This is a genomic window from Xanthomonas hortorum pv. cynarae (assembly GCF_002939985.1).
Classification (GTDB): Bacteria; Pseudomonadota; Gammaproteobacteria; order Xanthomonadales; family Xanthomonadaceae; genus Xanthomonas; species Xanthomonas hortorum_D.
Genome location: NZ_MDFM01000004.1, coordinates 1 through 14570 on the forward strand (window position 1 = coordinate 1; position 14570 = coordinate 14570).

Annotated in this window: 12 protein-coding genes and 1 pseudogene; 4 read left to right on the plus strand and 9 right to left on the minus strand. The window is 64.0% G+C overall.

Annotation, left to right across the window (positions count from 1 at the left end):
* Positions 1-253: 253 nt before the first annotated feature.
* Both XcyCFBP4188_RS03710 and XcyCFBP4188_RS03715 read right to left on the minus strand, forming a co-directional pair.
* Entirely contained in the window at positions 254-1684 is a 1431-nt protein-coding gene (locus XcyCFBP4188_RS03710) for an amino acid permease (RefSeq protein WP_006451508.1), read from the minus strand.
* A gap of 109 nt (positions 1685-1793) precedes the next feature.
* A complete protein-coding gene (locus XcyCFBP4188_RS03715; RefSeq protein ID WP_043909600.1) occupies positions 1794-3266 on the minus strand; it encodes an amino acid permease in 1473 nt (490 codons plus the stop codon).
* A gap of 142 nt (positions 3267-3408) precedes the next feature.
* On the opposite strand from XcyCFBP4188_RS03715, the gene XcyCFBP4188_RS03720 reads away from it, so the two are divergent.
* Positions 3409-4008: an NUDIX hydrolase gene (locus tag XcyCFBP4188_RS03720; RefSeq protein ID WP_104591651.1), complete on the plus strand. Its 600-nt coding sequence runs from the start codon at positions 3409-3411 to the stop codon at positions 4006-4008.
* A 62-nt stretch (positions 4009-4070) separates the two neighbouring features.
* Here XcyCFBP4188_RS03720 and XcyCFBP4188_RS03725 read toward each other — a convergent pair whose 3' ends face one another.
* Together XcyCFBP4188_RS03725 and serA are read right to left on the minus strand one after the other, a co-directional pair.
* Positions 4071-5135 carry a hypothetical protein gene (locus XcyCFBP4188_RS03725; protein ID WP_160113174.1) on the minus strand — a complete coding sequence of 355 codons (1065 nt, stop codon included), beginning with the start codon at positions 5133-5135 and terminating at the stop codon, positions 4071-4073.
* 532 nt (positions 5136-5667) lie between these two features.
* The gene (serA, locus tag XcyCFBP4188_RS03730; protein ID WP_104591653.1) at positions 5668-6909 is read right to left on the minus strand and encodes a phosphoglycerate dehydrogenase; all 1242 of its coding nucleotides are present in this window, start codon (positions 6907-6909) and stop codon (positions 5668-5670) included.
* 209 nt (positions 6910-7118) lie between these two features.
* Here serA and XcyCFBP4188_RS03735 point away from each other — a divergent pair, with 209 nt between their 5' ends.
* From XcyCFBP4188_RS03735 to XcyCFBP4188_RS03745, 3 genes are read left to right on the plus strand one after another with little or no spacing between them, the layout of a single operon-like run.
* Positions 7119-8537 carry an FAD-binding oxidoreductase gene (locus XcyCFBP4188_RS03735; protein WP_104591654.1) on the plus strand — a complete coding sequence of 473 codons (1419 nt, stop codon included), beginning with the start codon at positions 7119-7121 and terminating at the stop codon, positions 8535-8537.
* Between the two features lie 34 nt (positions 8538-8571).
* The gene (locus XcyCFBP4188_RS03740; protein ID WP_104591655.1) at positions 8572-8865 is read left to right on the plus strand and encodes a DUF2388 domain-containing protein; all 294 of its coding nucleotides are present in this window, start codon (positions 8572-8574) and stop codon (positions 8863-8865) included.
* Positions 8862-10721: a DUF7844 domain-containing protein gene (locus tag XcyCFBP4188_RS03745; protein ID WP_104591656.1), complete on the plus strand. Its 1860-nt coding sequence runs from the start codon at positions 8862-8864 to the stop codon at positions 10719-10721. Before XcyCFBP4188_RS03740 ends, XcyCFBP4188_RS03745 begins: the two co-directional genes overlap by 4 nt.
* 177 nt (positions 10722-10898) lie before the next feature.
* On the opposite strand, the pseudogene XcyCFBP4188_RS03750 reads toward XcyCFBP4188_RS03745, so the two are convergent.
* The 5 genes and pseudogenes from XcyCFBP4188_RS03750 to XcyCFBP4188_RS03770 all read right to left on the minus strand — a co-directional run bounded on the left by XcyCFBP4188_RS03750 (position 10899) and on the right by XcyCFBP4188_RS03770 (position 14563).
* Positions 10899-11285 (minus strand): annotated as a pseudogene (locus XcyCFBP4188_RS03750) (hypothetical protein).
* The gene (yeiP, locus tag XcyCFBP4188_RS03755; RefSeq protein ID WP_104591657.1) at positions 11285-11851 is read right to left on the minus strand and encodes an elongation factor P-like protein YeiP; all 567 of its coding nucleotides are present in this window, start codon (positions 11849-11851) and stop codon (positions 11285-11287) included. The pseudogene XcyCFBP4188_RS03750 and the gene yeiP overlap by 1 nt, the downstream one beginning before the upstream one ends.
* A gap of 100 nt (positions 11852-11951) precedes the next feature.
* Entirely contained in the window at positions 11952-12722 is a 771-nt protein-coding gene (locus XcyCFBP4188_RS03760; protein WP_006451518.1) for an SDR family oxidoreductase, read from the minus strand.
* A 150-nt stretch (positions 12723-12872) separates the two neighbouring features.
* Positions 12873-13769 (minus strand): hydroxymethylglutaryl-CoA lyase, encoded by an 897-nt coding sequence (locus XcyCFBP4188_RS03765; RefSeq protein WP_006451519.1) that lies wholly within the window; start codon positions 13767-13769, stop codon positions 12873-12875.
* Complete coding sequence (locus XcyCFBP4188_RS03770) at positions 13766-14563, minus strand: enoyl-CoA hydratase-related protein (RefSeq protein WP_043909608.1); 798 nt, start codon at positions 14561-14563, stop codon at positions 13766-13768. Before XcyCFBP4188_RS03770 ends, XcyCFBP4188_RS03765 begins: the two co-directional genes overlap by 4 nt.
* Positions 14564-14570: the final 7 nt, after the last annotated feature.

Consider the following 14570-nt stretch of genomic DNA (forward strand, 5'->3'; position numbering starts at 1 on the left):
CAAACTGCTCACGGCTGATGTCACTGGGATAGCGTGCTCTCATCTCCATATGATCGGATATTTCGGGCAGACTTTGAACAGGTTCTAAGAGCCAACATGGACGTACTTGCGGCGTGTCCCGCGATGGTGGGCGGGCAAGGGCCCCGCAGCCAAGCCCCAGATCATCGGCCCTACAGACAAGCCGAAAATCATCCGCTCCGCCCTACACCGGAGCGCAGCCGTTTTGTCAGCCGCTCTCAGCCCACGTAAGTAATCAGCGACCGTCCCGCAGACGGCTGTGGCGATAGCCGTAGCCGAAATAGACCACCAGCCCGACCAGCGTCCACACCCCCATCAACATCCAGTTGTGCAGCGTCATCGCCGACAGCAGGGCCAGACAGCTCAACACACCGGCGCTGCAGATCAGCCAGGCTACCGGCATGCGGAACGGGCGCGGCAGTTCCGGGTGGGTGCGGCGCAGGATCAACACGCCCGCGCACACCGCCGCGAACGCGATCAGCGTGCCCATCGAGGTCAACTCACCCAATACATCCAGCGGGAACACCGCCGCCAGCAAGGCAATGCCAACACCGGTGATCACGGTATTGACGTGCGGGGTGCGGTACTTGGGATGGATGCGGGTGAAGATCGATGGCAGCAGCCCATCGCGCGCAATGATCATGAAGATGCGCGGCTGCCCGATGATCATCACCAGCACCACCGACGACAGCCCGATCAACGCACCCACTTCCACGATCACCCGCAACCAGGCCAGCTGCGGATGCGCCGCCACCGCAGTCACCACCGGCTCGTCGGTACCCAGCAAGGTGTAGGGCACCAGCCCGGTCATCACCGCCGCCATCGCGATGTAGAGCACGGTGCAGATGACCAGCGACAGGATCATGCCGATCGGCAGATCGCGTTGCGGGCGGTGCGATTCCTGCGCCGCCACCGACACTGCCTCAAAGCCGATATAGGCGAAAAACACCATCGCCGCGCCGCGTAGCACGCCTTCCATGCCGTACTTGCCCGGGCCTTCGTTGGCCGGAATGAACGGGTGCCAGTTGGCGGTGTCCACGTATTTCCAGCCCACCCCGATCACCAGCAGGATCAGCCCGGTCTTGAGGATCACCATGGCCATGTTCATCGCCGACGATTTGCGGATGCCCACATAACAGAGCCAGGTCAGCAGCAGCACGATCCCGGCCGCGGGCAGGTTGGCGATCGCGCCGGTGCGCTGCAGCTTGCCGTCCAGCGGCGCACTGACCAGGGCGGCCGGCAGATGGATGTCGAAATGTTCCAGCAGGCTGAGGAAATAGCCGGTCCAGCTGACCGCTACCGCCGAGGCGGACACGCCGTATTCCAGCACCAGCATCCAGCCGATGAACCAGGCCGCTAGCTCGCCGAAGGTGGCGTAGGTATAGGTGTAGGCACTGCCGGAGACCGGCACCATCGCGGCAAACTCGGCGTAGGCCATCGCGCAGAACGCGCAGCACACCGCCGCCAGCACGAACGACAGCATGATCGCCGGGCCGGCATGGTCGGCGGCCGCCTGGCCGGTGATGACGAAGATGCCGCCGCCGATCACTGCGCCAATGCCCAGTGCAGTCAATCCCCACGGCCCGAGCGCGCGTTGCAGGCCGAGCCCGTCGGCCGCCTCATGGCTGGCGTGCGGGTGTTTGGTGGCCCAGAGTTGCTTGAACATGCAGCGGTTCCTGTTGAATCCCTGCACATGGCGGTGCGGGCGTGTGCGAGGGGTTCGCGTTACCAAATCCCCGCATGTGGAGGTGCGGGCTCTTGCGAGGGACTCGCAGTTACACCTTACGGGCCAGACGGCTATGGCGGATGCCGTAACCGAAATAGATAAACAGACCGATCACGGTCCAGCCCACGAACACTTTCCAGTGCTCCTGGAAGGCCTGGAAGAACAGGAACAGGCAGGCCAGCGCGCCCAGCGGGCAGATCACCATCGCCAGCGGCACCCGGAACGGGCGCTCCAGCTCGGGCTTGGTGAAGCGCAAGACCATCACGCCGGCGCACACGGTGGCGAAGGCGAGCAGGGTGCCCATCGACACCAGTTCGCCCAACACGCTGAGCGGGATCAACCCGGCCAGTAGCGCCGCGACCACGCCGACGAAGATCGTGCCGACGTAGGGCGTGTGGAACTTCGGATGCACCTTGCCGAACAGTTTGGGCATCAACCCGTCCTTGGCCATGGTGTAGAAGATGCGCGGCTGCGCCATCAGCATCACCAGCACCACCGAGGACAGGCCGGCGATCGCACCGATTTCCACGGCGGTCTTGAGCCAGGTCAGCTGCGGGTGCGCTTCCAGTGCGGTGGCCACCGGCTTGGCGGTGCCAAGCTGGGTGTAGGGCAGCAAGCCGGTCAATACCGCGCAGACGATGATGTAGATGACGGTGCAGACCGCCAGCGACACCAGGATGCCGATCGGCATGTTCTTCTGCGGATCCTTGGTCTCGCCAGCGGAGGTAGAGACCGCGTCGAAACCGATGTAAGAGAAGAACACGATGGACGCCGCACGGAATACCCCGTCCCAGCCGAACTTGCCCGGCCCGGTGTTTTCCGGGATGAAGGGGTGCCAGTTGGCCGGGTCGATATACGAAATGCCGAAGCCGACGAACAGGCAGATCACCACCACCTTGATCGCCACCACGATTGCATTGGCGAACGCCGACTGGGTGACGCCGACGTAGCACAGCATGCTCACTGCAGCCACGATCAGTACGGCCGGCAGGTTGATGAGGTTGCCGGAGCTGACGAAGTTATGGCCGTCCCAGGCCAATGGCGCACCGGCCAGTTCCGCCGGGAACGGCAATCCGAGCGTGCCGGTCAAAAAGCTGATCAGGTAGGCAGACCAGCCGACGGCGACGCTGGAGCCGGCGAACAGGTATTCCAGTACCAGGCACCAGCCGATGAACCAGGCGATGCCCTCGCCGAGCGTGGCATATGAATACGAATAGGCACTGCCGGACACCGGCATCATCGCGGCAAACTCGGCGTAGCACAGGCCGGCGAACGCGCAGGCGATGCCGGCAAACACGAACGACAGCATCACCGCCGGTCCTGCGTGGTTGGCAGCGGCCTGGCCGGTCAGCACGAAGATGCCGGCGCCGATCACCGCGCCGATGCCAAGCATGATCAGATGCTTGGCAGTGAGGGTGCGTTGCAGTGTGGCCTCGCCTTGCAGGCTGCCTTCGACCGGTTCGCCCGCATCGACACGTCCGGCGGGTTCGATCGGTTTGACCCTCAACAAAGACTTCAGCATTCGGTACATCCCTAAGTGGCAAAGCTAAGGCGCAGGCGCCCGGACGAAGGTGGTGCGCCGCATCCCGGTGGGACAGGCAAGCGGCCTACCTTGCCAAAGCTACGCGCTCACGACAAGCACGTACGCAGCATGAACGACGATAATGAGCGCCTGGCCCGCAACGGGCGACCGAGAACGACAGATGGTGGATGCGACGCTGCAACAGCAATTGGCTGCCTATCGCGCACGCTGGCCGGACGAAGCCGAGTTGGCCGAGCAATTCGCGCAACTGCTGGACGATGCCAGTAATCCATTCGTGCGCGAGCGTGTCGAAGGTCATTTCACCGGTTCTGCGTGGGTGGTCAGCGCCGATGGCACGCGCGCGCTGCTGACCCATCACCGCAAGCTGCAGCGTTGGCTGCAGCTGGGCGGACACGCCGACGGCGACCGCGATCTGGCGCAGGTCGCTTTGCGCGAGGCGCAGGAGGAGTCTGGATTGAGCGGGCTGCGCCTGGCGGAGCCGGCAATCTTTGACCTGGACCGGCACTGGATTCCAGCAAGGGGCGAGGTGGCCGGGCATTGGCACTACGATGCGCGCTATTTGGTGGTCGCCGGCGAGAACGAGCACTTCCAGGTCAGCGAGGAGTCGCTGGCCCTGGCTTGGAGGCCGATCGCCGAACTGCTCGCGGAACCGGACCTGGATACCTCCTTGCGGCGAATGGCGCGGAAGTGGGTGGCGCGCCCATTGGTCTGGCTGAGCTGACAAGAGGTTCCGAGGCACCGCCAGTGTATCGCTGCAGGACTGATGCGCCCGAAGCGCGAGTTCTAGGGTCTGCAGCGATCTATGGAATCGGATAGCGGCTGCGAATGGGTGGCAGCCCCTCGATCACCGCTCAGCGCGACATTACCAATGTGCCGTGCCCGCAGCCGGATGCTGGACGCGTCGATGTCGTCGCTATCGATCATCTCGTCAATCAGTTCCCCGTGCCGGATCGTCAGCGTCTGTGCGCTCACGTTGGCAACATCCTGTAGATCCAGAGCAATCTTGCTCTTGCCGATAGACGGTGCGTCCAGGGTTTCATCGACCAATTCTCCCTCGTCGATACGCACGCAGCCGTTGCCCCGGACGTTTCCGGAATCGCGCAGCCTGACCTTGACCTTGCTATTGCGAATGCGCTTTGCGTCGATCGGTTCATCGATCAGTTCTGCATTATCGATGACCAGCGCCTGGTGTGCATGAAGGTTACCGCTCTGGCGCATGGTCACGCGAACATCGGCTCGCTCCAGAGACGGCGTCTCCACGATACTGCTCAATAACGCGCCTTGTCTGATCTCGATCCTGCCTGCCTCGACATTTGCGGCCTGGTCGAGATGCACGCCGGTCGTGCCGCTTCGCATCGACGAGACAAGCGAGGCATACGGCAAATAGGCTCGATCGATTTTCAGCGTACCTTGACTGCCTAGAACGTTTGCACTCCGGCGCAGTTCGATGGCGATCGCAGGGGCCACCGAGGGATTGGACGTGCGTATGTCCATGAATGAACTCAGGCTCGGCGGCATCGGGCCGGTACGGCCGATGCGGACTTCAGCGCCAGGCTGAGATAGCAGGATGTTCGCTGAATCTTCAATCGCTATCCGAATATACGCATTTTTGCCCACCGGTCCTGTCACCAGACTCATCGGCGCTTGCGCAGCGCTGTCGTCACTGATATCGAGCAGGCCTGAGACGTGGAGGTTGCCACTGTGGCGGACGAGCAGCCGGACGTCGGCGGACCGTCCTATGCCATACACCAGCAAAGGCAACAACGAAGCTGTCATGCGGGCATTATCCACGCTGGCATTGCGCTCGTTGCACACGGCAATGGAGACGTTTTGTCCATCGCCGATCATGACGGCGTCGGCCGTTGCAAGTCTCTTCCAAGGGCCGGCGTTGAAAGAAATGAAGCGGCCTGCCGTCGCGGGCCGTGTTGCCGTGCATGCCCTCGGTAGAGCAAAGCGAGAGCGAGGCTCCAAGACACTGGCCTGCGCGTACGTGCTATGCAGCAACGCCAGCGTGATGAAAAAAACGATCTGCTCGATGTGTCTGGCGACCTTCGGCGAAGACCACGCGCTATGAAACCTGCTCCTCATCCGTATCGTCCCTATTAGGAAAGCGGCTGCTTGAAAGAGGTGGCGCTGCGAACGCTGCCTTGTTCGCACACTAGCACTGGATGCGATCGGAACGTGTGCCTGATGCCAGGTATCGGATGCTGCGCAGCCTCGCTCTCATTGTCTGCGCAATGTCGAGACGATGTGCACGATGCTGGATCGGGAGGTCAGCTCCAGCACATGCCCGCTGCTTTGCCTCGCGAAAACGTTCCTACGCAGTCAGAGAGCATGCGTAGCGTAAAGCGGTGCGGATATCGGGCGGCGATATCCACCCTCAATACAGGATGCGCGTCCGCAAGGTGCCCTGGATCTGGGCTAATCCTTCCTTCAACGCGGTGGCCTGCGCCTCGCTGGCGCTGACATCGATCACCACGTAACCCACCTTGGCGTCGGTGCGCAGGAACTGGCCGTCGATGTTGACGTTATGGCGCGAGAACAGTTCGTTGATCTTGGACAGCACGCCCGGCACGTTGCGGTGGATATGCAGCAAGCGCAGGCTGTCGGGATGTTCGGGCAGGGTGACTTCAGGGAAATTCACCGCCGACAAGGTGCTGCCGTTGTCGCTGTAGCGCACCAGTTTGGCGGCCACTTCGACACCGATATTGTCCTGCGCTTCCAGCGTGCTGCCGCCCACGTGCGGGGTCAGGATCACGTTGTCGTGCGCAATCAACGGGGATTCGAACGCATCGCCGTTGCCCTTGGGCTCGATCGGGAACACGTCCACCGCCGCGCCGCCGATCTGGCCGGAGGTCAGCGCCGCATCCAGCGCGTCGATATCGATGACGGTGCCGCGCGAGGCGTTGATCAGATGCGCGCCATGCTTCATGCGGGCAATTTCTGCAGCGCCGATCATGTCCTTGGTGGACGGTGTTTCGGGCACGTGCAAGGTCACCACGTCCGAGCGCGCCAGCAGGTCGTTCAGATCGATCGCCGCACGCGCGTTGCCCAGCGACAGCTTGGTTTCGATGTCGTGGAAGATCACCTGCATGCCCAAGGATTCGGCCAGCACGCCGACCTGCGTGCCGATATGCCCGTAACCGACGATGCCCAGCACCTTGCCGCGCGTTTCGTGGCTGCCGGCGGCCGACTTGGACCAGTCGCCGCGATGGCATTCGGCGTTTTTCTGCGGAATACCGCGCAACAACAGGATGGCCTCGGCGATGACCAGTTCGGCCACGCTGCGGGTATTGGAGTAGGGCGCGTTGAAGACCGGAATGCCGGCCAGCTCGGCCGTGTCCAGCTCGACCTGGTTGGTGCCGATGCAGAAGCAGCCAATGGCGATCAAGCGCTTGGCATGCGCCAGCACCTCGGCACTCAATTGCGTGCGCGAGCGGATGCCGACGATGTGCGCCTCGGCGATACGCGCGATGAGTTCGTCTTCCGGCAACGACTTGGCATGCAGTTCGATCTGCGAATAACCGGCGGCGCGCAGCACATCCACGGCGGTCTGGCTGATTCCTTCCAGCAATAGGACGCGGATGTCCTGCTTGGGAAACGAGGTTCTCTTCGGCGACATGAGGGGGGCGTACTGCAGCAATCGGGTCGGCAACTATGCCAGATGGGGTGCCGGATTTGGCGGCCGCAACGCAGTGTTTGCGCAGGCAAAGCCCTTGCGGTGCAACGGTTTCAGTTGAATCCAACACTGCAGCTTCAGTACGTGCGGCTGCTGGACGAGGCTGGCGCACACTGGCAGGCTGTGCGGTTCCTACCGCAGCGCCGCGTGCCATGACCGATCCCCGCATCCTTTCGTTGCAACAGGCCGTGCCTGCGTTGCGTTTGAAAACCGAGCCGGCCGACCTGGAGCATTACGGCCGCGACTGGACGCGGCGCTGGACGCCCAACCCGCTCGCGATTGCCTTGCCCGGTTCGGTGGACGAGGTGCAGGCCGTGGTGCGCTGGGCAAATGCGCAAGGTGTGGCAGTGGTGCCGTCGGGCGGGCGCACCGGGTTGTCCGGCGGTGCGGTGGCGGCCAACGGCGAGCTGGTACTCAGCCTGGAGCGTCTAAACAAGCCGCTGGAGTTCAACGCGGTGGACCGCACGCTCGCCGTGCAGGCCGGCATGCCGCTGGAAGCGGTGCACAACGCCGCACGCGAACATGGCTTGGTCTATCCGGTGGATTTCGCTGCGCGCGGTTCGTGTTCGATCGGCGGCAATATCGCCACCAATGCCGGCGGCATCCGGGTGATTCGTTACGGCAATACGCGCGAATGGGTGGCAGGCTTGAAGGTGGTCAGCGGCGCTGGCGAATTGCTCGAGCTCAACAATGCGCTGGTGAAAAATTCCAGTGGCTACGACTTCCGTCATCTGATGATCGGCTCCGAAGGCACGCTCGGCATCGTGGTCGAAGCGACACTGCGGCTGACCGACCCGCCGCCGCCGAGCAACGTGATGCTGCTGGCGCTGCCGTCCTTCGATGTATTGATGCAGGTGTTTGCCGCGTTCCGCGCGCAGCTGCGCCTGGAAGCGTTCGAATTCTTCACCGACCGCGCGCTGGAACATGTGCTGGCGCATGGCGCACAGGCGCCATTTGCGGAATTCCACCCCTATTACGTGGTCACCGAATTCGCTGCTGGCGACGAGGTGCAGGAAGCCGCCGCGATGGCGGCGTTCGAGACCTGCATGGAGCAGGGCTGGGTCAGCGACGGCGTGATCAGCCAGAGCGATGCGCAGGCTGCGCAGCTGTGGCGGCTGCGCGAAGGCATTACCGAAGCATTGGCGCGCTACACGCCCTATAAAAACGATGTGTCGGTGCGCATCTCGGCAATGCCGGCGTTTATGGCCGAAACGCAGGCGTTGTTGCATGACGCCTATCCGCATTTCGATGTGGTGTGGTTCGGCCATATCGGCGACGGTAATCTGCACATCAATGTGCTCAAGCCGGATGACATGACGCAGGCCGATTTCGTTGCTGCCTGCGACCACGTCACCAAGCTGCTGGCGCAGGCCTTGCAGCGTTTTAGTGGCAGTATTTCTGCCGAACACGGGATTGGGTTGGTCAAGAAGGCGTACCTGTGGAGCACGCGCTCTGCAGCGGAAATCGCCTTGATGCGCGGCATCAAACATGTGCTCGATCCTCATCTTTTGCTGAATCCCGGCAAGCTGTTCGAGATGGACGAGCTGCCCGGCACCACGCGCGCCGGTTAGTCTCTCACCACCTTCACATGGAATCGATACGCCGATGATGCGCTCTCTCGTGTTTTGCGCTTTGACGCTGCTGCCGCTGGCAGCTTTCGCAACCAGCCTGGCCGGTACCTCGGCGGGTGCATCGTCGGCCGGTTCGTCCGACAGCAGCAGTTCGGGCGACGACAAAGTGGTTGCCGATGCACGCGAAGACGCGGCCGGCTTCGTCGCCAGCGATGGCGCCATCCGTGGCGCGCGTCTGGAAGCGGCGCTGCTGCAGCTGCGTAGCCGCAACGATGCGGCGCGGCTGTCCAGCGACCTGCAACTGACTCAGTCCATCCTGGCCCAGTGAGTTCGCGCCGCTGGTGCGGGTGGCTGTGGTTGGCCGCCGTGATCGCACCGGCGGCGCAGGCCGAGTTGCATGTTGAAGTTGTTCCGTTGGACCTCAGTCCGGCGCAGATCGCAGCAACGCATGTCTTAGTTGAACAGGTGACGCAGCGTCTGCCGTCAGGGTGGACGCTGCGCATCACTGCACCGATCCAGCTGCAATGGCGCACGGATCTACCGGCGCACGTGCATGGTCGTGCGATCGGCCAGCGCGTTCTGCTCGATCGCGTGTTGCTGCAGGCGTGGAGCGCGCAATCGGCGACGGCGCAGGCGGATATCGACGCACCGGCCACGCGCGCGGCAATGGCGGCCGTGGTGCACGAGCTGGCACATGTGCTCGATCGTGGCCCGCAAGGCGGGTTGTCGCGCGATCCGCGTCTGCGCGATCTGGCTGGCTGGCAGGTGCGTCCATGGCGGCTCGGGCGTGGCGAAAATCAATTCAGCGATCGCAGCCCCGACGACTACGAACGGCGTAGCCCCGCCGAGTTTGTTGCGGTGAATCTCGAACATTACGTGCTGGATGCCGACTATCACTGCCGGCGCCCGGCGCTGTCTGCGTGGTTTACCGAACAACTTGGCGCGCCACGCGCGGTCAGCGCGTGCGAAACGACATTGCCGTACCTGCAGGCCGATAGCGATGCCGGTGCGATGTCGCTGCTGCGGCTGGATCCAGCGCGCGTGTACGCGGTGGACTATTTGCTGGCAGAGGGCAACGAGCAGCCGATGAGTCGCTGGGGCCACAGCATGTTGCGTCTGGTGATCTGTGCGCCTGGCCGTATACCTGGTCCGGATTGCCGCATGGATCTGCAGTATCACAGCGTGTTGTCGTTTCGCGCCTTTGTCGGCGATGTGCAGATTTCCAGCTGGCGCGGGCTGACCGGCTCCTATCCGTCGCGGCTGTTTGTACTGCCGTTGAATCAGGTGGTCGACGAATACACCAAGGTCGAACTGCGCGCTTTGTCGTCGGTGCCGTTGAAGCTCACGCCCGAGGAAATCGCCGCGCTGCTCGCCCGCGTGGCGCAAGTGCATTGGAGCTACGACGGGCGCTATTACTTCATCGGCAACAACTGTGCGGTGGAAACCTACAAGCTGCTGCACGACGGCGTGCCACGCCTGGCCGCAGCCAGGTTGTCGTCGATCACCCCGCGCGGTGTGCGGCATCGCTTGCAACGCGCCGGCATCGCCGACATGCAGGTGCTGGACGACCGTGCGCAAGCGATCCGTCAAGGTTATTACTTCGAGTCGGCAGCCGCGCATTACCAGACCATGTTCGAGGTGATCCGCCGCGGCATGCCGGTGCCGCAGACGAGCGTGGAGCAATGGCTGGATGCACGCCCGGATGCACGTGCGCAATGGTTCGATCAAGGCGGTTTGCGCGAGACGGCAGCGGCCTTGCTGCTCGAACAAGCTGCATTGCGGCGACAGGAATTGCTGGCGCGCGATGCGCTCAAGCGCCTGCTGCAACCGGGTGCTGCCGGGCGTGATGCTGTGCAAGGCCAGCTACAGGCGTTATTCGCACGGCAGGCGCAACTCAGTCACCCGGCCACGCTGCTGGGAACGTCCGGTTACGGAGTGCCTCAGGCAGACGAGCAGCAACAACTGACCGCACGCGTGGCGCAAGAAAGTGGCGTGTTGATCGATGGTTGGAAGCAGCTGCAAGCGCTGGGTCGTCAGCAATTGCCGGCCGACGTGCGCATTGGATTGGAGCAGGGCGAGGCGAATGTTGAGCGCTTGCGCGCGCGGCTGCGTGTGCTCGCACGCGGCGATGCGGCTGCCGACAAGGTGCAGCCGGATATGGGCATGCCGCTGGAAGCGCAATAGTGACCCGGACTCCCGGGTTAGCTGAGCAGTACAAGCCCCTCTCCCATCGGGAGAGGGGTTGGGGTGAGGGTACGGGGCGAAGCTCTCGTGTGGGTCCAGCTGCACGAGGCTCCCGCACCCTCATCCGCACCTGCGGGGCACCTTCTCCCGGTGGGAGAAGGGCTACACCGGCATACCTCAACCAGCTGGTTTCAGATCCGCTTGTATCGAATACTTGCGCAGCCATTCGATGACATGCGCATCGCTGCGGTACTGCCTTAGTAGCTTGGCCAGCCGCGCCGGCGCTGGTGTGCAGAACTGCGCAATCGCCACTTCGATCTCGTGTCGACGGTCGGCATCTTAGGTCTCTTCCCCAGCGAAGTGCTCGCAGGTGTCGTAGTCCTCCACCAGCGTGCGCACATCCTCCGGCATGCCGCACAGGCCCGGAGGATGTTGCAGCCATTCGTCGTCCACCTTGGTGTCGGTGCAGGCCACCGGCGCGGGCTTGGATGCGGATGTCGGCGCGGGTTGCTCCGTGCAGGCGGCCAACAGCCCCAGCGTCAGCACAACGAACAGCTTGCGCATCAGTCGGCGCGGCCCGCGAATTCGCCGGTGGTGGTGTTGACCAGCACGCGCTCGCCGTTGGTGATGTACTCGGGCACCATGATTTCCAGGCCGGTGTCGAGCTTGGCCGGCTTGGGGCGCTTGGTGGCGGTGCCGCCCTTGAGCTCGGGCGGGGTTTCGATCACTTCCAGCGTCACCGTTTGCGGCAACTGCACCGCCACCGGCTGGTCGTCGATCACCTGCACGTAGATGCCGGTCAGCCCGTCGGTAATGTAGCCGGCATCGGTGCCGATCACATCCGCGTCCAGCGTGTACGGGGTGAAGTCCTCGTCGTCCATGAACACGAAGGCCTCGCCGTCCTTGTACGAAAACGTGGACAGACGACGCAGCAGCTCCACTTCCGGCAGGTTGTCGTCGGCATCGAAGCTGGCGTCGGTCTTCATCCCGCCCGGCACGCTGTACGTGATGAAGCGGAAGCGCACATTGCCGCCGCGGCCTTGCGGCGAGCTGCGTTCGATGTCGCGGATCTGGTAAATGCCGCCGTTGTATTCGACGACGTTGGCTTTCTTGATGTCGTTAGCTTTCATGGGAATCGGGAGTTGGGAATGGGGAATCGGAAACGCCGAGTACGGGGTGCTGAGAGTAGGGCGCCGTTACGATTCCCCATTCTCGATTCCCCATTCCCGGCTACTTGGGCGCCAATCGCACGCCGCCGTCCAGGCGAATCACTTCGCCGTTGAGATAGCGATTGCGCAGGATGAAGGCGACGGTGTCGGCGTATTCGTCGGGTTGGCCCAGGCGCGAGGGGAACGGGATCGACGCGGCCAACGATTGCTGTACGGCCTCGGGCATGCCATCCACCATCGGGGTCCAGAACACGCCCGGCGCGATCGTCATCACGCGGATGCCGAAGCGCGCCAGTTCGCGTGCCATCGGCAAGGTCATGCCGACCACGCCGCCCTTGCTGGCAGCGTAGGCAGCCTGGCCGATCTGGCCTTCATAGGCGGCCACCGACGCGGTGTTGATGATCACCCCGCGCTCGCCATCGTCGCCGGCGGCGTTGTGCTGCATCACATCGGCCGCCGCCTTGGCGACATTGAAGCTGCCGACCAGGTTGACCAGCACGGTGGTGCGGAAGGTCGCCAGCGGCATCGGTGCTTCCTTGCCCAACACGCGGCCCGAGCCCAGGATGCCGGCGCAGTTCACCGCAAGGTTGAGCCCGCCCAGCGCCTGCGCGGACTGCGCCACGTTGGCGGCAACCTGCGCCTCGTCGGTGACGTCGGTGGCGAAGTAATGCGCGTTGCCGGCGCCGAGCAAGGCCAGCGCCGCCTCGGCCTTGTCGGCATTGACGTCGAACAAGGCGACCTTGCCGCCGTCGGTCACGATGCGCTGCGCCACGGCCAAGCCCAGGCCCGAAACGCCGCCGGTGACAATGGCAAGAACAGAAGATGGCTGCATGCGGTGGTTCCCCGGGAAACGTTGGATGCCGATGGAGGCTGGCGGCGATCGGTGGGCGAAGCGGTCGGCAATTCTAGCCGAAGCGTCCAGGCGATCGCCCTGGCGGCAGGGGGCGTGAGTAGGCTGCGGGCGAGCTGTTGCGTTAACGCCTCAGCCAGCCGCCGCCAACGCCTTGCCGACCTTGCTGCCGGTCTCGCGGCCGAGCAGTTGCGCCAGCCAGCGGCCGGTGCGGGCGAGGGCAGCCAGATCGATGCCGGTTTGCATGCCTAATCCGTGCAGCAGATAGACCACATCTTCGCTGGCCACATTGCCGCTGGCGCCCTTGGCATACGGGCAGCCGCCGGCGCCGGACACCGCCGCATCGACCACGCGCACGCCTTGCTCCAGGCAGGCGGCGATATTGGCCAGCGCCTGGCCGTAGGTGTCGTGAAAATGCACGGCCAATGCCTGCATCGGCACGACTTGTGCGACTGCGGCCAACATCTGGCGCGCCTTGACCGGCGTGCCGACGCCGATGGTGTCGCCCAGCGAAATTTCATAGCAGCCCAGCGCGTACAGCCGCTGCGCGACACTGACCACGTCGGCCACCGGCACGGCGCCCTGATACGGGCACCCCAGCACGGTGGAGACGTAACCGCGCACGCGCACACCGTCGAGCGCGGCCTGTTCCAGGACCGGGCGAAAGCGCTCGATCGATTCGTCGATGCCGGCATTGGTATTGGTGCGATTGAAGGCTTCGGACGCCGCAGTGAACACCGCCACTTCCTGCGCGCCGGCCGCGCGTGCCCGCACATAGCCCTGCAGGTTCGGCACCAGCACCGGATAGGCAATCCCCGGCGCCTGGGTGATGCCGGCAAACACCTCGGCCGCATCGGCCAGTTGCGGCACCCAGCGCGGGCTGACGAAGCTGGTTGCTTCGATGGTGCGCAGTCCGGTGGCCGAGAGTTGATCGATCAAGGCGATCTTGTCGGCGGTCGCGATCGGTTGCGCTTCGTTCTGCAAGCCATCGCGCGGGCCGACTTCGACAATGCGCACGAACGCGCTCATGCCATGTCCTCCGGCACCCAGGCCGGCGCGCGCTTGTCGAGAAAGGCGCTCAAGCCTTCCTGGCCCTCGGGCGAGACGCGCAGGCGCGCGATCCACGCGGCATTGGCCGCATCGATGGCATCGCGGTCGGCAGGCGGCAACACCGAACGCACCAGGGATTTGGCGCTGGCCGCCGCCAGTGGTGCGGCCGCCAGCAGCAAGCGGACCTGTCGCTCCACCGCGATGTCCAATTGATCGGCGGCAACCAGTTGATGCAACAGGCCCAGCAACTGCGCCGTGCTGGCGTCGAAAATTTCGGCAGTGGCGAACCAGCGCCGCGCCTGGCGCGCGCCGATCGCGGCAATCACATACGGCGAAATGACCGCTGGAAGCAGGCCTAGCTTGCTTTCGGTCAGACCGAAGCGCGCTTCGGTGCAGCCGATGGCGATATCGCAGCACGCCACCAGGCCTACGCCGCCGCCGAACGCGGCGCCATTGACGCGTGCGATGGTCGGCTTGGGCAATTCGTCGAGCGTGCGCATCAAACGTGCGAGCGCCAGTGCATCGGCAGCGTTGTCGGCCTCGCTGGCGCTGGCCATGCCGCGCATCCAGTTCAGGTCCGCGCCGGCGGAGAAGGCGCCGCCTGCACCGGTGATCACGACCACCCGGATCTGCGCCGCCTGGCCGGCCTGCTGCAAGGCTTCGGTGAGCGCGCTGATCAAGACCGCATCGAAGGCGTTGTGCACCGAAGGGCGGTTCAGTCGCAGCGTGCGGACCGCTCCCTGGTCCTCCACGATCAAGCCGGTGTCCTGCATTGCGTCA